This is a genomic window from Mycobacterium sp. AZCC_0083, from assembly GCF_014202335.1.
In the GTDB taxonomy this organism is placed as follows: domain Bacteria; phylum Actinomycetota; class Actinomycetes; order Mycobacteriales; family Mycobacteriaceae; genus Mycobacterium.
The window spans coordinates 490974-512532 of the sequence record NZ_JACHGP010000004.1; the positions used below are offsets into that span (position 1 = coordinate 490974).

General features: G+C 67.1%; 19 protein-coding genes. 12 read left to right on the plus strand and 7 right to left on the minus strand.

The features are described 5' to 3' along the window. Nucleotides 1-85 precede the first annotated feature (85 nt). Nucleotides 86-922: a 16S rRNA (cytidine(1402)-2'-O)-methyltransferase gene (gene rsmI / locus HNP02_RS12810; protein ID WP_184438770.1), complete on the plus strand. Its 837-nt coding sequence runs from the start codon at nucleotides 86-88 to the stop codon at nucleotides 920-922. 9 nt (nucleotides 923-931) lie between these two features. After that, complete coding sequence (locus tag HNP02_RS12815; RefSeq protein ID WP_184438772.1) at nucleotides 932-1669, plus strand: alpha/beta fold hydrolase; 738 nt, start codon at nucleotides 932-934, stop codon at nucleotides 1667-1669. Here HNP02_RS12815 and HNP02_RS12820 read toward each other — a convergent pair. The 4 genes from HNP02_RS12820 to metG all read right to left on the minus strand — a co-directional run bounded on the left by HNP02_RS12820 (nucleotide 1611) and on the right by metG (nucleotide 6630). Next, the gene (locus tag HNP02_RS12820) at nucleotides 1611-2876 is read right to left on the minus strand and encodes an aminodeoxychorismate synthase component I (RefSeq protein WP_184438774.1); all 1266 of its coding nucleotides are present in this window, start codon (nucleotides 2874-2876) and stop codon (nucleotides 1611-1613) included. The genes HNP02_RS12815 and HNP02_RS12820 overlap by 59 nt on opposite strands. Before the next feature lie 19 nt (nucleotides 2877-2895). Beyond that, nucleotides 2896-3792 (minus strand): RNA polymerase sigma-70 factor, encoded by an 897-nt coding sequence (locus HNP02_RS12825; RefSeq protein WP_184438776.1) that lies wholly within the window; start codon nucleotides 3790-3792, stop codon nucleotides 2896-2898. Continuing rightward, the gene (locus tag HNP02_RS12830; protein WP_184438778.1) at nucleotides 3789-4964 is read right to left on the minus strand and encodes an NAD(P)/FAD-dependent oxidoreductase; all 1176 of its coding nucleotides are present in this window, start codon (nucleotides 4962-4964) and stop codon (nucleotides 3789-3791) included. Before HNP02_RS12830 ends, HNP02_RS12825 begins: the two co-directional genes overlap by 4 nt. A 118-nt stretch (nucleotides 4965-5082) precedes the next feature. Then, complete coding sequence (gene metG, locus HNP02_RS12835) at nucleotides 5083-6630, minus strand: methionine--tRNA ligase (protein ID WP_184438780.1); 1548 nt, start codon at nucleotides 6628-6630, stop codon at nucleotides 5083-5085. A gap of 23 nt (nucleotides 6631-6653) precedes the next feature. Here metG and HNP02_RS12840 point away from each other — a divergent pair, with 23 nt between their 5' ends. From HNP02_RS12840 to rsmA, 3 genes are all read left to right on the plus strand, one after another. Continuing rightward, nucleotides 6654-7487 carry a TatD family hydrolase gene (locus HNP02_RS12840; RefSeq protein ID WP_375373662.1) on the plus strand — a complete coding sequence of 278 codons (834 nt, stop codon included), beginning with the start codon at nucleotides 6654-6656 and terminating at the stop codon, nucleotides 7485-7487. A gap of 100 nt (nucleotides 7488-7587) precedes the next feature. Then, the gene (locus HNP02_RS12845) at nucleotides 7588-8715 is read left to right on the plus strand and encodes a resuscitation-promoting factor (protein ID WP_221317484.1); all 1128 of its coding nucleotides are present in this window, start codon (nucleotides 7588-7590) and stop codon (nucleotides 8713-8715) included. Then, nucleotides 8712-9617: a 16S rRNA (adenine(1518)-N(6)/adenine(1519)-N(6))-dimethyltransferase RsmA gene (rsmA, locus tag HNP02_RS12850; RefSeq protein WP_184438989.1), complete on the plus strand. Its 906-nt coding sequence runs from the start codon at nucleotides 8712-8714 to the stop codon at nucleotides 9615-9617. Before HNP02_RS12845 ends, rsmA begins: the two co-directional genes overlap by 4 nt. 168 nt (nucleotides 9618-9785) lie before the next feature. On the opposite strand, the gene HNP02_RS12855 is transcribed toward rsmA, so the two are convergent. Further along, the gene (locus HNP02_RS12855) at nucleotides 9786-11300 is read right to left on the minus strand and encodes an amino acid permease (RefSeq protein WP_184438784.1); all 1515 of its coding nucleotides are present in this window, start codon (nucleotides 11298-11300) and stop codon (nucleotides 9786-9788) included. A 77-nt stretch (nucleotides 11301-11377) separates the two neighbouring features. Next, a complete protein-coding gene (locus HNP02_RS12860; RefSeq protein ID WP_184438786.1) occupies nucleotides 11378-12175 on the minus strand; it encodes a serine/threonine-protein kinase in 798 nt (265 codons plus the stop codon). A 196-nt stretch (nucleotides 12176-12371) separates the two neighbouring features. On the opposite strand from HNP02_RS12860, the gene HNP02_RS12865 reads away from it, so the two are divergent. The 7 genes from HNP02_RS12865 to HNP02_RS12895 all read left to right on the plus strand — a co-directional run bounded on the left by HNP02_RS12865 (nucleotide 12372) and on the right by HNP02_RS12895 (nucleotide 19957). Continuing rightward, nucleotides 12372-13340: a 4-(cytidine 5'-diphospho)-2-C-methyl-D-erythritol kinase gene (locus HNP02_RS12865; RefSeq protein ID WP_184438788.1), complete on the plus strand. Its 969-nt coding sequence runs from the start codon at nucleotides 12372-12374 to the stop codon at nucleotides 13338-13340. Between the two features lie 323 nt (nucleotides 13341-13663). Continuing rightward, the gene (locus tag HNP02_RS12870; protein WP_184438790.1) at nucleotides 13664-15298 is read left to right on the plus strand and encodes a fatty acyl-AMP ligase; all 1635 of its coding nucleotides are present in this window, start codon (nucleotides 13664-13666) and stop codon (nucleotides 15296-15298) included. Between the two features lie 195 nt (nucleotides 15299-15493). Further along, a complete protein-coding gene (locus HNP02_RS12875; RefSeq protein ID WP_184438792.1) occupies nucleotides 15494-16456 on the plus strand; it encodes an ATP-binding cassette domain-containing protein in 963 nt (320 codons plus the stop codon). Next, the gene (locus HNP02_RS12880; RefSeq protein WP_184438794.1) at nucleotides 16453-17301 is read left to right on the plus strand and encodes an ABC transporter permease; all 849 of its coding nucleotides are present in this window, start codon (nucleotides 16453-16455) and stop codon (nucleotides 17299-17301) included. The genes HNP02_RS12875 and HNP02_RS12880 overlap by 4 nt, the downstream gene beginning before the upstream one ends. 29 nt (nucleotides 17302-17330) lie before the next feature. Further along, a complete protein-coding gene (locus HNP02_RS12885; protein ID WP_184438796.1) occupies nucleotides 17331-18095 on the plus strand; it encodes a class I SAM-dependent methyltransferase in 765 nt (254 codons plus the stop codon). 109 nt (nucleotides 18096-18204) lie between these two features. After that, nucleotides 18205-18837 (plus strand): DUF1989 domain-containing protein, encoded by a 633-nt coding sequence (locus HNP02_RS12890; RefSeq protein WP_184438798.1) that lies wholly within the window; start codon nucleotides 18205-18207, stop codon nucleotides 18835-18837. A gap of 4 nt (nucleotides 18838-18841) precedes the next feature. Beyond that, nucleotides 18842-19957, plus strand: coding sequence for an NADH:flavin oxidoreductase (locus HNP02_RS12895; protein ID WP_184438800.1), 1116 nt, complete (start codon nucleotides 18842-18844; stop codon nucleotides 19955-19957). Here HNP02_RS12895 and HNP02_RS12900 read toward each other — a convergent pair. Next, a complete protein-coding gene (locus HNP02_RS12900) occupies nucleotides 19950-21503 on the minus strand; it encodes a helix-turn-helix domain-containing protein (protein ID WP_184438802.1) in 1554 nt (517 codons plus the stop codon). The genes HNP02_RS12895 and HNP02_RS12900 overlap by 8 nt on opposite strands. Nucleotides 21504-21559 lie beyond the last annotated feature (56 nt).

The window sequence follows — 21559 nt, forward strand, 5'->3', positions numbered from 1 at the left end:
CGTCCGGAACGTCGGGGACGTCCGGGACATCACCGATATCCGAGACGGGCGGGGCGGTCACACGAGCGATCGTAGGCTGTGCACTGTGACGGACGGTCGACTGCTGCTCGCGGCCACGCCGTTGGGGCAGGTCGGGGATGCTTCGGCGCGCCTCGTCGAGGCGCTCGGCAGCGCCGACGTCATCGCCGCCGAGGACACCCGACGGGTCCGGACCCTGGCGCAGGCGCTCGGCGTCAAGCCTGCCGGCCGGGTGGTCAGCTTCTTCGATCAGAACGAGGCGTCGCGCGTGCCGACCCTGGTGGACGACATCGTGGCCGGTGCGACGGTGCTGGTGGTCAGCGATGCGGGCATGCCGCTGATCAGCGATCCCGGCTATCGCCTGGTCGCAGCGTGTGCTGAGTTGGGGTTGCAGGTCAGCTGCTTGCCTGGCCCCTCGGCGGTGACTACGGCGCTCGCGGTGTCGGGCCTGGCGTCGGACCGGTTCTGCTTCGAGGGCTTCGCCCCACGCAAGCAAGCCGCCCGCAGGTCGTGGCTGGGCGGGCTGGCGGCCGAGCAGCGGACCTGCGTGTTCTTCGAGTCGCCACGTCGCCTTGAGCAGTGCCTGCGCGACGCCGTCGACGCGCTCGGCCCCGGTCGGCGCGCGGTGGTGTGCCGCGAGCTGACCAAGACGCACGAGGAGGTCAAGCGGGGTTCACTTGGCGAGCTGGCCGACTGGGCCGCCGACGGCGTGCTTGGCGAGATCACCGTGGTGCTCGCCGGTGCAGCGCCGCGCGCGGACGTGGCGACGTTGGTCGCCGAGGTACTCGCACGAGTGGACGGCGGCGAGCGGGTCAAGGACGCCTGCGCCGAGGTGATCGCCGAGAATCCCGGCGCGCCGTCGCGGCGTGCGCTCTACGACGCGGTTCTGGAAGCCCGCCGCTGAAAGGTCACCATGTCATTGCCTGCGCTGGTCCTCGTCCACGGTGGCGCCCACGCTGCGGACTGCTGGGATCTCACCATCGACGAGATCCATCGTCGCGCACCGGAGTCGACGGTGCTCGCGGTGGACCTGCCGGGTCGGCGCGGTAAGCCGGGTGATCTTTGGACGCTGACCATCGCCGACTGGGTGGACTCCGTCGTCGCCGACATCGAGGACGCCGGTCTGGATGGCGTTGTGATCGTAGGTCATTCGATGGCCGGCCTCACAGTGCCAGGGGTGGTCACGAAGCTCGGTGGATCGCGCGTTCGCGAGATGATCCTTGCGGCGGCGTGTGTTCCACCCGAAGGCGCCGCCATGGTGGACGCGCTGTCGGGGCCGCTTGCACTGGGCGCCCGCTGGAATTCGAAGAAGGGGGCACCGTACGAGTGGCCGCCCTTGGTGCCGAGGTTCGTCTTCCTCAACGGGGTTCCGCGCGCACGGCGCCGATTCATGGCTGGCCGGTTGTATCCGGAGTCCTCGCGCATCACGGTGGAGAAGGTGTCCCGCCGCGGCATGCCCGGCGACGTCCCGCGCACCTGGATCCTGACCCGGCGGGACCGCATTCATCCGGTGAAGGAGCAGCTGGCGAGCATCGAGGCGATCGGCGGCGTGCAGGAGGTGATCGAGATGAACACCTGTCACGGCTTGATGGTCAGCGAACCCGAACGGCTGGCTGAGATCCTCGTCGAACGTTGTCGCGCAAGGCAGTAGCGCCGATGGTCGGGGCCGCCTTGTGCAGACACTCCCGCCACTCCGCTTCCGGGTCGGAGTCCGCGGTGATGCCGCCACCGACGCCGAGCACCGCGCGTCCGGTGCCGTCGAATTCGACAGTGCGGATCGCCACGTTGAGCTCGGTGCCCGCTACGGGTGAGGCCAATCCAACTGTTCCGCAATAGATTCCGCGCCGCACCGGCTCCCACGTCGCGAGCAGGTCGCGGGCCCTTGCCTTCGGTGTGCCGGTGACCGATGCGGGGGGAAACGTCGCGTCGAGGACGGCGGACATCGGCACGGCGGTGTCGACGCGCGCTGACACGGTCGACACCAGATGCCACACTCCCGGCGCGGGTCGCACCGCCAGCAGTTCGGGCACGGTGACGCTGCCGGTGACCGCGACCCGGCTGAGATCGTTGCGGACCAGGTCGACGATCATGATGTTCTCGGCGACGTCCTTGACCGACGCGCGCAGCGCCGACGGTGACTCGCCGATCGGCAGCGTGCCCTTGATGGGGCTCGAGTCGACGGCCTCGCCAACGCGGCGCAGGAACAGCTCGGGCGACAGCGACGCGACGGCGCCCCAGTCGCCGGCGAGAAACGCTGCGCGGGCGGGTGCGGTGCGCGCCACCGCCTCGGCGAAGAAGTCGACGGGCTCGCCGGTGACCACTCCGACGAACTGCGTGCACACGCAGGCCTGGTACACCTCACCCGCGGCGATCGCTTCGAGGCAAGCGTGCACCCCGGCTTGGTGGGCGTCGCGATCGGCGTGGCCCCAGTCGATCCGGCAGGGCGTCGCAGGCACGTCGGCGCTCAGGGCATCGGCCAGCCAGAACGGTGCGGGATTGCCGGAAAGGCTTTCGTACCACCAGGTTCCGTTGACGGCCTGACGAAGCACGTCGTCCGTCCATCCACCGGCGGCCTCGGGGATACGTGGCCCTGACCCGTCGGCACCCGCATCGGGGTAGGACAGGTAGCCGATCCATCCGCCGCCCACTTCATCGCCGGATGACCCTGGCGTGGTGTCGAAGACGTCGCCGACGCCGACCGGTTCGATCGCCACACTCGGCACGATCACCGCGCGTGATCCGAACCAGTCGCCGGTCAGGGCGGCGGGCGGAGGCAGGCCTCGGAGCGCCGTCGCCGAGGCCAGGGCACGCAGCACCGACGGTGCCTGCCCCAGCCCGGCGACTCGCTCGACGCGCATCGTCCTAGCGTGACAGAAGCTATCGGCTGATGGTCCGGGGGACCGAGATCGTGGCCAGCTTGTCGGGGTTGCGCATGGCGTAGAAGTTGGTGATCTTGCCGTCGATGATCTCGACGGTGAAGATGCCCTCCAGGTGATCGCCGCTGTAGACGATGATCGCGGGCGCGCTGTTGGCCGTCACCGTCTCCAGCCGGACATCGGGTAGCTGACTGGCCCGGCGGAACAGCCCGACCAGGGCGGCGGCGACTTTCGCGGCGCCAACCACCGGGCGTCGTGCTGCGCTGGCCTTGCCGTTGCTGTCGGCAGTCCAGGTGGCGTTCGGTGCCAGCATCGACAGCAACCCCTCCATGTCGCCGGTGGCGGCTGCGGTCATGAACTGCTCGGTGATCTCGGCAGTCTTGGTCGCGTCGACGGGCTCGAACCGTTTGCGCCGGGCTTGCACGTGCTCCCTGGCCCGGTGCGCCACCTGCCGCACCGTCGCCGCGGATTTGCCGACCGCCCCTGCGATTTCGTCGTAATCGAAGGCGAACACCTCGCGCAGCACGAACACCGCCCGCTCGTCAGGGGTGAGCGTCTCGAGCAGGACGAGCATCGCGATCGACACCGACTCCGCGAGCACGACGTCGGCGGAAGCATCCCGACCGTCGAGCAGCAGCGGCTCTGGCAGCCACGGGCCAATGTAGTCCTCCCGACGACGGGCGCCCGCCCGCAGCGCGTTGAGCGCTTGGCGCGTCACCAGTTGTGCGAGATACGACTTGGTGTCCCGCACCGTCGCGAGGTCCACGTCGGCCCACCGCAGATAGCTGTCCTGCAGTACGTCGTCGGATTCGGATGCGGAGCCCAGTATTTCGTAGACGATCGTGAACAGCAGTGGCCGCAGCAGGGTGAACCGCTCGGCGTGTTCGTCCTTGCTCACTCGACCGGCACCTTCACCTCGGCGAGCCGCTCGGCCCGCTTGCCGCCCTTCAACCAGAAGTACGAACCCGGTTTGCGGGCCTCTCGGCCGAGGGCCCAGACCGTGCCCTTGCACACCGCCTCCTTGATCGACGCCGCGGCGCGACCGCCGACGTAGAACCGCGTCACCCGGTCGTCGCTGTGCGCGATCTGGATGGTGCCGCCTGCCCGGCCAAGGCTGACGCACTGCCCGGTGAACGCCTGGTTCAGCACCGCAGGCTCGGTGCCCGCGATGCGGCTGAGCACGGTGTTGGCGGCCTGCGCGCCGAGCGGCAACGCCGCCTGGCAGCTCATCCGCAGCGGTGAATCCGATGGCGCGGCAGCATCGCCCGCGGCAACGATGTACGGGTTGTCGACACTGGTCAACGTCTCATCAGTGAGAAGGCGTCCGATCGCGTCGGTGGCCAGACCGCTGCGGGTGGCCAGGTCGGGCACGCCGAACCCGGCCGTCCAGATCGTCACGATGCTTGGCAGCTCGCGGCCGTCGGCGAGCAGCACCGAGTCCTTGCGCACCTCGGTCACCTTGGCGCCAGGCCCGTCAACGACCGTCACGCCGAGCTTGCGCATCCGTTTGACCACCGACTTCCTGCCGGCCTCGCTCAGGTACGGGCCGAGCACGCCACCGCACACCAGCGTCACCGCTTGGCCTTCTTCGGCGAGTTCGGCGGCGGTCTCGATTCCGGTGGGGCCTGCGCCGACCACCGTCACCATCGCGCCGGGATGAACCGCGGCCATCGCCGCACGCAACTGCTCGGCGTGCTCCAAATCCGAGATGGGATAGGCGAATTCGGTAGCTCCGGGAACCGTCAATGCCGCTCCGGTGCTTCCGACCGCGTAGATGAGGTAGTCGTATCCGATGGTGTCGCCGGATCCCAGCGTCACGGTGTGCGACCTGGCGTCGATGCCCTCCGCCGTGTCGACCACGAGTCGAATGTCAGCGCCGAGTACGTCGGCGTAGTCCACGACGGCGTCGTCGGATCCGGTGACGAGTTGATGGAGCCTGATCCGCTCGACGAACTGCGGCCGCGGGTTGATCAGCGCGACTGCGACGTCACCGTTGACGCGTAGGTGGTTGGCCGCGAGGACACCGGCGTATCCGCCTCCGATGACGACGACGTTGGTCTTCTCGGTCATGACTACTGCTCCTTTGAGGTAGGTCCGCCTCCTCTTCCCTGTGATGGGGAGCCGGGTCTGACCTCAAGACACCGCTGACTGCCGAAGTGTGACACGCTGCCGCCCGATGTGGCGCGAGTCACTCCACCTGGTAGCGGGGGAACACGCCCTCGGGTATCGGCAGCGCCGTGCCTGGCACGATCCGCGTCGCAATCGCCGCGAAGGTGCGCTGATCGGCGGGCTGTCCGAGCAGGTCGAGCAGCTTGGCTGCCGATTCCGGCATCACCGGCTGCACCAGGAGCGCGGCGATGCGCACCACCTCGAGCGTCGTATAGAGAACGGTCCGGAACCGCTCCTGATCGCTCTCGGATTCGGACTTGCGCAGCACCCACGGCTCTTGGGCGGAGAAGTACCGGTTGGCTGCGCCGAGCATCAGCCAGATGGCTTCCAGCGCAAGGTGCATGGCAGGGACGTCGAAATCGGCCCGCACGCGCTCCAATAGCGCGTCGGCAGTGGCAAGCAGTTCGCGGTCCTCGTCGGTGAACTCACCCGGCGTCGGCACGGCCGCGTCCAGGTTCTTGTTCACCATCGAGAGCGACCTCTGGGCCAGGTTGCCGAACTCGTTGGCCAGATCGGCGTTGATCCGGCCGATGATCGCGTCCTCGCTGTAGCTGCCGTCCTGTCCGAACGGCACCTCCCGCATCAGGAAGTAGCGCACCTGGTCGACCCCGAACGCGTCGACCAGAGCGATGGGGTCGACGACGTTGCCCACCGACTTGCTCATCTTCTCGCCCTTGACGTTGATGAAGCCGTGCGCGAAAACCCTTCGCGGTAGCTCGATTCCGGCTGACATCAGGAATGCCGGCCAGTACACGCCGTGGAATCGGATGATGTCCTTGCCGATCACGTGCATGTTGGCCGGCCAGTACCGGCGAAACGCATCGGACTCGGTGTCGGGGAAGCCGACGCCGGTCAGGTAGTTGGTCAACGCGTCGACCCACACGTACATGACGTGGTCGGGGTGATCGGGTACTGGGACGCCCCAGTCGAACGTGGTGCGCGAGATCGACAGGTCGCGCAGACCGCCGGACACGAAGCTGAGCACCTCGTTGCGCCGCACGTCGGGCCCGATGAACTCCGGATGGGCCTCGTAGTGCGCGAGCAGTTTGTCGCCGTAGGCGGACAGCTTGAAGAAGTAGGTCTGCTCCTCGGTCCACGTGACGGGCGTGCCGGTCTCGATGGAGTACCGGATGCCGTCGGCGCGTTCTTCGAGCTCGTCCTCGGTGTAGAAGCGCTCGTCGCGCACGGAGTACCACCCCGCGTAGGCGCCAAGGTAGATGTCGCCCGAGGCATTCATCCGGTTCCAGATTTCGATCGACGCCGCGGTGTGGTCGGCGTCGGTGGTGCGGATGAACCGGTCGAACGAGACGTTGAGCCGCTCCTGCATCCGCTGGAACACGTCCGAGTTGCGCCCGGCGAGGTCGACGGTCGGTATGCCCTCCGCCGCGGCGGTTTCCGCCATCTTGAGCCCGTGCACGTCGGTGCCGGTGAGGAACCGCACGTCGAAACCGTCGAGCCGCTTGAACCGCGCGATCGCGTCGGTCGCGGTCTTCTCGTACGCGTGCCCGATGTGCGGGGCGCCGTTGGGGTAGTCGATCGCCGTGGTGATGTAGAAGGGCTCACTCATTTGTCCTCACCTTATTGTGTGGTGTGAGTTCCAGACGCGAGAGGCCACCGGCCCCGGAGCCGCTGACACCGCTGATCGACTCGCACACCCACCTCGACGCCTGCGGTGCGTCCCACGCCGACGACGTCCGCGCGATCCTCGACCGCGCCGAGGCGGTGGGAGTTCAGGCCGTCGTCACGATCGCCGACGACCTGGCCTCGGCGCAGTGGGCGGCACAGGCCGCCGACTGGGATCACCGCGTGTACGCAGCGGTGGCGCTGCACCCGACGCGCGCCAACGCGCTGACCGACGACGCGCGGGCCGAGATCGAGCGGCTCGCGGCCCATCCGCGGGTGGTCGCGATCGGGGAGACCGGGATCGATCTGTACTGGCCGGGCAAGCTCGACGGCTGCGCGGACCCGGCCCAGCAGCGCGAGGCATTCGCGTGGCACATCGATCTGGCCAAGCGCACCGGCAAGCCGCTGATGATCCACAACCGCGACGCCGACGCCGAGGTGATCGACGTGCTGCGCGCCGAGGGCGCTCCCGACGCGGTGATCTTCCACTGCTTCTCGTCGGGGCCGGAGATGGCGCGGATCTGCGTGGACGCGGGCTGGCTGCTCAGCCTGTCGGGAACGGTCAGCTTCAAGAACGCGTCGGCGCTGCGCGACGCTGCCCGGCTGATCCCGCCCGGGCAGCTGCTCGTCGAGACCGACGCGCCGTTCTTGACCCCGCATCCGTACCGAGGGGCACCGAATGAGTCGTACTGCCTGCCCTACACCGTGCGGGCATTGGCCGAGGTCGTAGGCCGATCGCCGGGTGATCTCGCTCACCAGACATCGGAGAACGCCATGAGAACCTACGGAATCAGTCGCTGATGCGAGTTGCCCCTACCAGGGGCTTTCGTTACCGTCCTGTTATTCAACGGTCGGCTGGAGAGGTACTTCATGCCGCCCACATAGTCGGGGATAGACACTTTTGAACGCCTTGGACAAACTTCATCACGCACGCTCGCCCCTGTTGCGGCTACTCGTCGGCGCTTTGCTGGTCACGCTCGTCTACGCCGGTGGCTATGCCGTCGTGGTGCACAAGACCGTCACGCTGACGGTCGACGGCGCGTCCATGACGGTGCCGACCATGAAATCCCACGTCATCGACGTGGTGAAGGAGTACGGGTTCGACGTCGGCGAGCGCGACGACCTGTACCCCGCGGGGGACGCCGACGTGCACCAGTCGGACACCATCGTGCTGCGCCGCAGCCGGCCCCTGCAGATCTCGCTGGACGGTCACGACAGCCGCCAGGTCTGGACGACTGCATCCACCGTGTCCGAGGCGCTCGCGCAGTTGTCGATGTCCGACACCGCGCCGGCAGCGGCCTCCCGCGGCAGCCGCGTGCCACTCGAGGGCATGTCACTGCCCGTCGTGAGCCCACGGACGGTGCAGATCAACGATGCGGGAGTCGTGCGGACCGTCCGGTTGGCCGCCGCTAACGTCGCCGGTTTGCTTGAGGCGGCGGGCGCTCCGCTGCTGCAGAGTGACTCCGTGGTGCCGGTCGCGTCGTCGCCCGTCGTCGACGGCATGCAGATCCAGGTGACGCGGATGCGCGTCGAGAAGACCACCCAGCGGATGCCGCTGGCGCCGGGCAACAAGCAGATCCCCGACCCCACGCTGAACATGAGCCGCCAGGTCGTCGAGGACCCCGGAACCCCGGGCACGCAGGACGTCACCTTTGCCGTGGCCTACCTCAACGGAGTTGAAACCAGCAGGTTGCCAGTAGCCAATGTCGTAATCACTCCGGCCCGCGACGGGGTGCTCCGGGTGGGTGCCAAGCCCGGTACCGAGGTGCCGCCGGTGTCCAACGGCGCCACCTGGGACGCGCTATCCCGCTGCGAGGCCGGTGGTAATTGGGCTATAAACACTGGTAACGGTTTTTACGGAGGCGTCCAATTTGATCAGAACACTTGGGAACGGCAGGGCGGTTTGCGGTATGCTCCGAGAGCCGATCTAGCTACTAAGGAAGAGCAGATCGCGATAGCTGAGGTAACTCGGGCGCGTCAAGGATGGGGCGCTTGGCCTGTGTGTAGTGGGAGAGTGGGTGCACGCTGACGATTCGGCTCCTCGGTCGAACCGAGATAAGACATTTGGCGAAGGAACTGGATTTCCGACCACGCAAGTCGTTCGGCCAGAACTTCGTTCATGACGCCAACACCGTTCGCCGCATCGTGTCGGCATCCGGGGTCAACCGCAACGATCACGTCCTCGAGGTCGGTCCTGGCCTTGGGTCGCTGACGCTGGCGCTGCTGGACCGCGGGTCACGGGTGACCGCCGTCGAGATCGACCCGGTGCTGGCTCGTCAGCTGCCGCAGACCGTCGCCGAGCACTCGCACAGCGAGATCGGCAGGCTCACGGTCCTGCACCACGACATCCTGAACTTCACCAAGGACGACATGGAGGATCAGCCGACTGCGCTGGTCGCCAACCTGCCCTACAACGTGGCCGTGCCCGCGTTGCTGCATCTGCTGGCCGAGTTCCCGTCGATCCGCACCGTGCTGGTGATGGTGCAGGCCGAGGTCGCCGAACGTCTGGCCGCCGAGCCCGGTGGCAAGGACTACGGCGTGCCGAGTGCCAAGGTGCGTTTCTACGGAAACGTCCGGCGCTACGGCATGGTCTCGCCGACGGTGTTCTGGCCGATCCCACGGGTGTACTCGGGGCTGGTGCGCATCGACCGGTACGAGACCTCGGCGTGGCCCACCGAGAGCGCATTCCGCGACAAGGTGTTCTCGCTCATCGACATCGCGTTCTCGCAACGGCGCAAGACGTCGCGCAACGCGTTCGCCGAGTGGGCGGGGTCTGGCAACGAATCTGCCGAGCGGCTGCTTTCGGCGAGCATCGACCCGTCGCGTCGCGGTGAGACACTCGGCATCGCGGACTTCGTCCGCCTGCTGCAGCGCTCCGGTCAGGCTGACACGGACACGCCGCAGCAAGCGAATCGGATCCGTACTTACTGACTCGGATTTTTGGACACAAGCCCCGCGCTTGAGCGCGGGGCTTGTCCCATCCCGCCTGGTGTTGTCCGGCGTTCAGAGTGGTCGGACTTGGCAGTTCGTGCGGATCGTCGCCGCGGCTGCGTAAGCCCAAGGGAATCCTCGGCATTCAAGGCGAGGAGCATGTGAAACCTACTCGGTGTCGGCCTTTTGGTGCTTGGCGGCCTCGCGCGCGTCCTTCTCGAGGAACTCGTCCATGAGCGGCGTCTCGGCGATCACGGGATAGTTGCCGGTGAAGCCAACGCGTTCCTGGGCCATCTCGAGCACGCGGCCCCGCACTGCGTACCAACCGCCGATGAGGATGGGCACGATCACCACGATCGCGATGGCGTTCCAGTAGTTCTCGATGCACATCAGCAAGGTCACGGCGGCCAGGAACACCAGGGTGGCGTAGCTGGTGTACGGGGTGCCGAACAACCGGAACGCGGGGCGCGCCAGGATGCCCTTCTTCGACCAGCGGTACAGCTGAATCTGGCAGATGACGATGGTTGCCCACGACGCGATGATGCCCAGCGCCGACAGGTCGAGCGCGATGTTGAACGCCTCGGCTGGGACGAACAGGTTCAGGAACACCCCAACGACCGTGAAGCAGGCCGTCAGTGCGATTCCGGCCCACGGCACACCACGTTTGGACATCTTGGAGGTGAACTTGGGCGCGCTGCCGTTCATCGACATCGAGCGCAGAATCCGGCCGGTCGAATAGAGCCCGGCATTCAGGCTCGACAACGCCGCGGTCAGCACGACGAAGTTCATGATGTCGCCGGCCGCGGGTACGCCGATACTGGAGAAGAAGGTGACGAACGGGCTAGTGCCGGATTTGTACTTCGTGTAAGGCAGCAGCAGGGCCAGCAGGATCAGCGAACCGACGTAGAACACCGCGATCCGGAAGATCACCGAGTTGATGGCCTTGGGCATCACCTTCGCCGGGTTCTCCGTCTCGCCAGCCGCCGTGCCGACCAATTCGACTGCGGCATAGGCGAAGATGACGCCCGAGGTGATGACGACGAGTGCCAGCAGGCCGTTGGGCAGGATGCCACCGTTGTCGGTGATCACCGATGGGCCGGTGGTCGCGCCCTCGACCTTGAACCGTCCTGCCAGGAAGACGATGCCGACAACGAGGAAGGTGACCAGCGCGATGACCTTGATCAGGGCGGCCCAGAACTCCATCTCGCCGAACCACTTGACCGAGATCATGTTGATGCTCAGCACGATAACCAGCGCGACCAGCGCGATGGCCCATTGCGGAATCGCCTCGAACGCGCCCCAGTAGTGCATGTACAGCGCGATCGCGGTGACATCGACGATCGACGTGCACGCCCAGTTGAAGAAGTACATCCAGCCCGCGACGTAAGCTGCCTTCTCGCCGAGGAATTCGCGCGCGTACGACACGAACGAGCCTGACGACGGGCGGTGCAGCACCAGTTCGCCCAGTGCCCGCAGGATGAAGAACACGAACACGCCGCAGATGGCGTAGACGATGAAGAGCCCGGGACCGGCGCTGGCCAACCGACCGCCAGCGCCCATGAACAGACCGGTGCCAATGGCGCCACCGATCGCAATCATCTGCAGCTGACGGGGTTTCAGGCCCTTGTCGTAACCCTCTTCCTCATGTGCCAGTGCTGACGTGTCGTACTCGGTCGAGGTCATGGACCGACGCTAATCGCACGTTACAGAAGGGGAAACTCGAGGAGAGTTAATGTTGAGTTACGCAAACCGTTGTGACGTCAGCCGAGCGCCCGGGTGATCAGCCTGACGAATTCCGAACAGCTGTCGTAGCGCAGGTCTGGGTCCTTGGCCATCGCCTTGGCCAGGATCGAGTCGAAAGCGTGTGGAATCCAATCGATGCGGCGGGCGTAGCGGGGGACCGGCCGGTTCAGATGATCGTCGATGAGTGCGATCGTCGTGGTCGCGGTGAATGGCGGTGCGCCGGTGAGTAGTTGGACGGCGGTGCACGCCAATGCGTACTCGTCGGCGGCTGCTGACGGGGTTCGCCCGTGCAGCAGCTCGGGAGCGGTGTAGGGCAACGATCCCTCGACGTGGGTCGGCCGGTGGTGGGCGTCCTCGGCCAGCGAGCGGGCCGCGCCGAAGTCGATCAGCACTGCACCGCCCTGCGAGAAGTCCTCGAAGACAAGGATGTTGGTGGGTTTCACGTCACAGTGCACGACCCCGTTCACGTGAGCGAAGTCGAGTGCGGATGCGACGTCGGCGAGCGCGGTGAGCCGGTCCCGCATGGTGGTCAGTTTGGTCGCGGTGCCACCACTGACGAGTTGCATCGCCAGCCATTCCCGGCCGAAGTCGTACATCGTCACTACATGGGGGTGATCCAGGCGGCTGGCAAACCCGTACTCGCGCTCAAGGCGGTTCACCCAGACGGGGTCGCGGTGTCGTGGATCGAGCACCTTGAGCGCAACCAAGTGATCGGGGGCAGCCCTGTCGTGGGCCCGGTAGATCGTGGTGGATCCGCCGTGGCCAACCACACCGTCGACCACGTATTCGTCGAAGCGATCGTCGGGCACCGGCACGCTCTCAGACTAAGGTTCCGGTCGGGTTCCGGACCAGGCGGGCGCAACCGTTGAGTGATCCTTGACACACCTTCTGAGCAAACACTAGCGTGGGAGTCCTCCGGTGTCCGAAAAGCTGGTGCCGAGCGGCGGGATCAACGAGGGGTATCTCACCACTTCGTACTTGTCCGCGCTGTCGCGGCGATAATGTCGTGGCGTGCCGTCCTCTGATGGAAATGCCGCGTCCGAATGGGTGCCGACGGGTTCCGTCACGGTGCGCGTGCCCGGCAAGGTCAACCTCTTTCTGGCCGTCGGCGACCTGCGTGACGACGGGTATCACGAGCTGACCACCGTCTTCCATGCCGTTTCGCTCTTCGACGAGATTACGGTCCGCAACGCCGACGTGCTGTCGTTGGAAGTATCCGGTGAGGGCGTCGAGGAGGTGCCCACCGACCATCGCAACCTGGCGTGGCGGGCTGCCGAGCTGCTGGCCGAGCACGTTGGGCGTTCGCCCGACGTGGCGATCTCGGTCGAGAAGTCGATTCCGGTCGCAGGCGGGATGGCGGGCGGCAGCGCCGACGCCGCCGCGGTGCTGGTGGCGATCAACGCGCTGTGGGAGCTGGGGGTGCCGCGGCGCGATCTGCACACGCTGGCCGCCGAGTTGGGCAGCGACGTGCCGTTCGCGCTACATGGTGGCACGGCGCTGGGCACCGGTCGCGGTGAGCAGCTAGCTACGGTGTTGGCCCGCAACACGTTTCACTGGGTCCTTGCATTCGGCAAGCGTGGTCTGGCGACACCGAAGGTGTTCGCCGAGATCGACCGGTTACGCGCGAACCCCGACCGCGGCGAGGCACCCCGGCTCGAGGAGCCCGAGCCGCTGCTGGCGGCGCTCGCCTCGGGGGATGCCGCGCAATTGGCGCCGCTGCTCGGGAACGACCTGCAGTCGGCGGCCGTGAGCCTGGACTCTGGGCTGCGCCGCACGCTGCGGGCCGGAGGGGATGCCGGCGCGCTCGCGGGCATCGTGTCGGGGTCGGGGCCAACGTGCGCGTTCCTGTGTGCGTCGGCGTCGTCGGCCATCGACGTCGGGGTGGAATTGGCCGGAGCCGGCGTCTGCCGGACGGTCCGGGCGGCCAGCGGACCGGTGCACGGCGCCCGCGTCGTACCGACTCCGTCGGCGCACGCTTAGAGGTGTGACCCACACCTCAATTCTCGCGTAGGTTTGGCAGTTACTTAAGAGTCTCTTAAGATGGTCGACGGTGAAAGCTAGCGGTCACGCGTCCTACGCGCCGACTTCTCCCATCGGATATCTCGATGGGCGGATCGGCAGCGCTGGCGCCGGCCGTCTGGATTTCCCCTGGGCAACCACTTCCTGGTTGGCTGGGCTATCGCAGGCATCACCCTTTCGAAATAAAACTGCTCCCGAATCGTGTGTGCGCGCCTTCTCGAAAGCGTTCACCAGCTGGCGGAGCATGGAAACCGGGCAGTGGCGCCTGAACCCAGGAGGTCGTCGTGAGCAGATTTACCGAGAAGATGTACCGCAATGCGCACGAGAGCTCGCGGGGCATGGTCACCGGCGAGCCTTACGAGCCGGTCCGCCACACTTGGCTCGAAGTACACGAGCGGGCGCGCCGCATCGCGGGCGGTCTGGCCGCGGCCGGCGTCGGGCATGGTGACGCTGTCGGAGTGCTTGCCGGCTTCCCCGTCGAGATCGCTCCCACCGCGCAGGCGCTGTGGATGCGTGGCGCCAGCCTGACGATGCTGCACCAGCCCACCCCGCGCACCGACCTGGTGGTCTGGGCCGAGGACACCATGAACGTCATCGGGATGATCGAGGCCAACGCCGTCATCGTCGCCGAGCCCTTCCTAGTCGCGATTCCCGTGCTGGAGGCAAAGGGCATCACGGTCCTCACCATCGGCGATCTGCTCGCCGCCGACCCGATCGACCCGGTCGAGACCAGCGAGGACGACCTCGCGCTGATGCAATTGACGTCGGGCTCCACAGGGTCTCCCAAGGCTGTCCAGATCACCCACCGCAACATCCACTCCAACGCCGAGGCGATGTTCATCGGTGCGCAGTACGACGTCGACAAGGACGTCATGGTCAGCTGGCTGCCCTGCTTCCATGACATGGGCATGGTCGGCTTCCTCACCATCCCGATGTACTTCGGCGCGGAGCTCGTCAAGGTCACGCCGATGGACTTCCTGCGCGACACGCTGCTGTGGGCCAAGCTGATCGACAAGTACAAGGGCACCATGACCGCGGCGCCCAACTTCGCCTACGCGCTGTTCGCCAAGCGGCTGCGCAAGCAGGCTGAGCCGGGGCAGTTCGATCTGTCCACGCTGCGGTTCGCGCTGTCCGGCGCCGAGCCCGTCGAGCCCGCCGACGTCGAGGACCTGCTCGATGCAGGCAAGCCGTTCGGGCTGCAGCCCGAGGCCATCCTGCCCGCGTACGGCATGGCCGAGACGACGCTGGCGGTGTCCTTCTCCGAGTGCGGCGCCGGGCTGGTGGTCGACGAGGTCGACGCCGATCTGCTTGCCGCGTTGCGCAGGGCCGTGCCATCGACGAAGGGCAACACCCGGCGTCTGGCCTCACTTGGCCCGCTGCTCACCGATCTCGAGGCCCGCGTGGTCGACGACACCGGCGAGGTGATGCCCGCCCGTGGCGTCGGCGTCATCGAACTGCGCGGCGAGTCCCTCACGCCCGGCTACCTCACGATGGGCGGCTTCCTGCCCGCCCAGGACGAGCACGGTTGGTACGACACCGGCGACCTGGGCTACCAGATGGACAACGGACACATCGTGGTCTGCGGTCGCGTCAAGGACGTCATCATCATGGCGGGCCGCAACATCTATCCCACCGACATCGAGCGGGCCGCGGGCCGCGTCGAGGGCGTGCGACCCGGCTGCGCCGTCGCCGTCCGGCTCGATGCAGGCCACTCCCGTGAGACGTTCGCGGTGGCCGTGGAGTCCAACGCCTGGCAGGACCCGGTCCAGGTGCGTCGCATCGAGCACCAGGTCGCCCACGAGGTGGTGACCGAGGTCGACGTGCGCCCACGCAACGTCGTCGTGCTCGGCCCGGGCACCATTCCGAAGACGCCGTCGGGCAAGCTGCGCCGGGCCAACTCGGTCGCGCTGGTCACCTAACCTTCTCCCGCGAGACCTTTCTCCCGCGAGCGCGCGTGTCTGTACCACGACACGCCGATCTGCGACGGCATTTTGCGCGCGCTCGTCGCCGGCGGCCGGCCGCGGCCGATGAGTTCGGCGGGCGCGACCGGTCTGAATCTCCATGCGCAGGAAATGCAATGGCCCATGTCGGCCCGCGCCGATACGGTTCCTGACATGACATTCGCCATCGAGGCCATCGATCTCGTCAAGAGGTTCGGTGAGAGCACCGCCGTCGACGGCGTCAGCTTCGTCGTACCGGAGGGCACGGTGATGGGCCTGCTCGGGCCCAACGGCGCAGGCAAGACCACGACCGTCCGGATGATGACGACGCTCACCGAACCCACCAGCGGGACCGCGCGAGTCGCGGGTTACGACGTGCTCGCCGAACCCGCCATGGTGCGCAGCAACATGGGCCTCACCGGGCAGGCCGCGACGGTCGACGAGCTGCTGACCGGCCGGGAGAACATCCGGATGATCGGTGCGCTCTACGGCATCGGACGTCGCGACGTCACGCGGCTGGGTGACCAACTGCTGGAACAGTTCTCGATCACCGAGGCGGCCGACCGGCCGGTGAAGTCGTACTCCGGCGGCATGCGCAGGCGGATCGACCTGGCGGTCAGCCTCATCGCATCTCCGCCGGTGCTCTTCCTCGACGAGCCGACCACTGGACTGGATCCGCGGAGCCGCGTCGATCTGTGGGACATGCTGCGCGGCCTGGTCGCGCAGGGCACCACGTTGCTGCTCACCACCCAGTACCTCGAGGAGGCCGATCAGCTCGCCGACAACATCGTCGTCATGGACCGCGGGCGCATCATCGCCGAGGGCACGCCGCTGCAGCTCAAGCAGCAGGCCGGCAACTCCAGCCTGGTAGTGACGGTCTCGCATGCGGCCGATCTGCAAACCGCGCGCGAGCTGATCGCCAGGACCGGTGTCGAGGTGCACGTCGACGAGGGCGCACGGCAGCTCACCGCGGCGGCGGAGGGCATCGCGGACATGACAAGGGTGGCGGGCTGGCTACAGGACAGCAAGATCGAGGTCGACGACATCGGCCTGTCCCGGCCCAGCCTCGACGACGTGTTCCTCTCGCTCACCGGACACCGCGCCGAAGACGAAGAGAACGAGGAGATTTCCGCATGACGACCGTGGCGCCCAAGCCCGCCGTCGAAGCGTCGCGACCGGCCACGCACCCCACCACAATCGTTCAGCAGTCATGGATCATGGTGAAGCGCAACCTGATTCACACCAAGCGCATGCCGGAAATGCTTAGCGACGTGACGGTGCAGCCGATCATGTTCGTACTGCTGTTCGCGTTCGTCTTCGGCGCGTCGATCGCCAACACCGGCGGAGCCAGCTACCGCGAGTTCCTACTGCCCGGAATCATGGCCCAGACCATCGTGTTCACCGCGTTCGTCGTCGCCGCAGGCATCACGGCCGACTTCGAGAAAGGCATCATCGACCGATTCCGGTCGCTGCCCATCCGCCGCTCGTCGGTGCTCATCGGCCGCAGCGTGGCAGGCCTCATCCACTCCTCGATCGGCATCGTCGTCATGACCATCACCGGGCTGTGCATCGGATGGCGCATCCGAGGCAGCGCCGTCGAGGCAGTGCTGGCGTTTGCGCTGATGCTGGTATTCGGGTTCGGGATGGTGTGGTTCGGCATCCTGGTCGGCTCGCTGATGCGGTCGGTGGAGGCGGTCAACGGCGTGATGTTCACCGTGCTGTTCCCGATCACGTTCCTGGCCAACACGTTTGCGCCAACCGGGCCGATGCCCACGTGGTTGCGGGTGACGGCCGAATGGAACCCGGTCTCGTCGCTGGCGCAGGCCACGCGCGAGTTGTGGGGCAACGGGCCCGTCGCGCCACCTGAGGCTCAGCTTCCGCTGCACCACCCCATCCTGGCCACCGTGCTGTGGTCGCTGGTGATCACCGCGGTGCTGGCGCCATTTGCGCTGCGCGCCTACGGGCGTCGCACCACGGACTAGTCGGCTGACGGTATCGAGAGGTGACGGTGATGTCCGACCTGTTTGACTACGACGCGGAATTGCGCCTGCACAACGAGCGCTTCCGCGTCGCTGCCGGCGTTGGCACTCACGACCGTGTGCTCGACATCGGTTGTGGCACGGGCTTGTCCACGCGCGAGGCAGCCCGCGCCGCCGTCGCTGGCAACGCGGTGGGCGTCGATACCTCTGCGCCAATGCTCGAACTCGCCCGTCGCCTGAGCGATGACGAGGGTCTGACCAACATCGCCTACGAGCAGGCGGACGCCCAGGTTCACGGTTTTCCACCGACGAGTTTCGACCTCTGCATCAGCAGGTTCGGAACGATGTTCTTCGCCGACCCGGTTGCCGCGTTCACCAATATCGGGCGTGCTCTGCCCCCCGCGGCACGCCTGGTGATGCTGGTCTGGCAAGAGCGCGACGGCAATGAGTGGGCCACCGTCCGCCAAACGCTCACCGGCGTACAAGCCACACCCCAGGGTCCGAACGCGTTCTCACTCGCCGACCCGACCGCCACGGAAGGCATCCTTGCGGAGGCCGGCTTCACCGACGTCGGCTTCTCCGACGTGCACGAGCCCGTCTACTACGGCCCGGACGGCGCCACCGCCCTCGATGCCGTCCTCCGCCTACTGAAATACGAAGACCTGCTTGCCGACCTCGACGCCACGACGGCCGAGCAAGCACGCACGCGGCTACGTGCCACGCTCGACGCCCACGACACCGGCGGCGGCGTGTACTTCGACTCACGTGCGTGGATCGTCTCGGCTCGCCGTCACTGACCACTCCGCGGAGTCGAACGCAGCGCATGTACGAACCTCCACCGATACCCCCGTGACGATGTGCTGATCGCCATGGCCGGAACCATTGCTTCGGCGCTTCAATGGCGTCATGGAGTTGAAGAGCGCATCGTCGCGCGTCGTGGTGCCCGCCGGGGCAGGCCGAGCGGTACGGGTGCGACGCAGCGAACACGTACGGGTGATCGACGTCGAGGGCGGGCAGGTCGGCGACCTGTTCGCCTTCGCGGCCGGTGACCCCGCCGAGCATCTGTCGGCATCCCACACCCGCACCTCGACGGGCAGGCTCTTCCCGCTCATCGGCGAACAGTTCGTCACCACCCTGCGACGCCCGATCCTGACGCTCGTCGACGACACCTCGCCGGGCGTGCACGACATGCTGATCGCCGCCTGCGACCCGGCGCGCTACCAGGCGCTTGGCGTCGAGGAGCACGCGTCGTGCGCGGCCAATCTGCGGGGCGCCCTTGCGCAGATCGGGATGAGCGTCGACGTGGTTCCCCAGCCGGTGAACGTCTTCATGAACATCCCGGTCGGGGCGGACGGCGACCTGAGCTGGTTGCCCGCGACGAGCAGGCCGGGGGACGCGCTGACGCTCGCGGCGGAGATGGACTGCGTGGTGGTGGTGTCGGCATGTCCGATGGACCTCAACGCCATCAACGGCGCCCGGCCGACGCAACTCGCCGTCGAGGTCGACCCAATGAATCCGATTCCATCGAAGGAGAACTGAGCTCGTGCAAACCACACATCCCGCCTTGAAGCCACAACGAATCGGCGCCATCGATCTGAGGAACCGGTTGGCCGTCGCGCCGATGACCCGCGTGTCGGCGTCGCCCGACGGCACGCCCACCGGCGAGATGGCCGACTACTACCGCGATTTCGCCCGCGGTGGCTTCGGCGTCGTGATCACCGAGGGCACCTACACCGATACGACCCACAGCCAGGGCTACCTCAATCAACCCGGTTTGGCCACCCATGCCCACGTCGACGGCTGGCGGCGGATGGTCGACGGTGTGCATGCCGAGGGCGTGCCGGTGATCGCACAACTCATGCACGCCGGTGCGCTGTCTCAACGCAACTCGCACGGCGTAGGGACGATCGCGCCGTCGCCGGTCGCTCCGCGCGGTGAAAAGCTCGAGGAGTACGGCGGGTCGGGCCGCTGGCCGACACCCCGCGAGATGAACCACGACGACATCGACTCTGTGACTGGGGGATTCGTCGACGCGGCGGTGCGGGCCAGGGCTGCGGGATTCGACGGGGTGGAGGTGCACGCCGCGAACGGCTACCTGCTCGACCAGTTCCTCACCGACTACACCAACACCAGGGACGACGAGTTCGGCGGACCAGTGGCCAACCGCATCAGGCTGACCGCGCGCATCGTGGCTGGCATCCGCAGCCGACTCGGCGGCGATTTCCTGCTCGGCGTGCGCGTATCGCAGACCAAGGTGAACGACTTCACCTATCGCTGGCCCGGTGGCGTCGCCGACGCCGAGGTCGTCTTCGCCGCGCTGGCCGAGGCGGGTGCGGACTATCTCCACATCGCCAGTGAGGGACGCGATTTCATCGACACCGCACGTCTCTCCGACGGCAGAACGATCACGGCATTGGCACGCGAAGTGAGCGGCTTGCCCGTGATGGCCAACGGCGGCATGCACGACCTGGATCAGACGCGCGCGGTCCTCGACGGTGGCCACGCCGACCTGGTGTCGATCGGACGCGGCGCGCTGGCCAATCCCGATCTGCCCGCCCGCTTGCTGGTCGGCAAGAATCTGGAGCCGTTCGACCACGCGATGCTCTCACCCATGGCCACCATCGCCAATGCCCAGGCGTGGCGCGTAGCGGTCAGCTGAGCGCGTCGGCCTCGAGAGCCAGGAACAGGTCGACCCGATCCGGCAGCTTGGTCACGTCGCGGCCGGTGAGCTCGCCGATCCGCGCCACCCGGTTGCGCAGCGTGTTGACGTGGACGTAGAGGTCGGCGGCGGTGGTGGACCAGTGGCCGTCATTGCCGAGAAAGACACGCAGCGTGCGTTCCAGCTCGGTGCCGTTCTGCTCGTCGTTCGCCCGCAACGGCCCGAGGATGTCATCGGCGAAGCGCTGCAGCAGATCCCGGTCGTGCAGGCCGAGGAGCATGCGATGCGTACCGACGTCGGCGAAGGTTCCCACCTGCGGCCCGGTCGCGCGACGACGCAGGACTTGGCACACCTCTCGCGAGCGGATCAGCGGCTCGCGCAAGCCCGTCGAGTTCGCGGCCAGGCCACCGATGCCCACGACGGTGCGGTCGTGGGGGAAGCGCTTGGTCACCGTGCTGACCAGATGCTCGACGAGTTCGACCAGATCGGGAACCGAACTACCCCAAGGGATCACGGCCACGGTGTCCTGACTGCCGGACGCCACCACGGCCGGGATGCCTCGCCGGGTGAAGAAGCCTTCGATCTCGTCGGTCGATCCACTCGGACGCAGCGGGTCGTCACCGACGACGATGGTGAGCACCGCCAGTTGCGCCGAAGGATCGATGCCGAAGGCACGCAACCTCTCCGGCACGTCGGCCGCCCGGGCAGGACCGGAGAGGATCATCTCCAACAGCTCACTGGAGAACCGAGACTCGATCGCTTGCAGCGCTTGTTGTTTGGTGACCTCCAGACTGAGGAACCTGGCCGCCTGCTCGATGCCGTCGCGTTCCGCAGGCGACAGGTCGCGCAGCGATCGCAGGCAGAACACGCCGGCATCGACGTCGCCCATCGCGCCCTCGACGAGGAACAGCGACGCGATGCCGACGCCGGGCAGGTCGACTTCCAGCGGCGGTGGGCGGCGGGCCAACGCGTCGGCGGCCGCGCGATCGACGTCGGCATCGCCGCCGTCCCCGGCCAGGCGCCGCCCCAGCCGATCCACCACGACCAGGGGCAGATCGTGGTCTCTGCGCAACACTTCGAGGACACCCTCCGCGCCGCCGCCGCGGGATATCGAGGTCGCCAACGCATTTCCGCGGCGGACCAGGCCCGCGAGCGCCTCCTGGCGGGACTCGCCCTGGATGCGTGCCGCCGTCTCGGTGATCGCCGTGAACGGTACGGCGATCGACACCGATGCGAGCGGCATGTCCGCCGCCGTGCATGCCTCGACGAGATCGGTCGGCGGCTGCGGAGATTGCTCGGTGAGCCCGAAGACGAGGCCCGACGCGCGGGCACTTCGGAGTGCCGCGACGAACTGGTCGGCGGTGACGGTGTCGCGCCACAAGCCGTTGGTGAGCACCAACTCCGTCGCCCGGATGTACGGCGACGGGTCGGGGAGTTCGGTGTTGTGCAGCCACAGCACTTCAGCGCGGATCGCACCGGGTGGCCCGGGAACCAGCAGCGTCAACTCCAACGCGGGGTCGTTCAAGAGCGCTTCCAAACTGAGCACGGTGTACTTACATCCAATCGCATGGGTTGGTAGTGGACGTTTATACACTGCTCGGC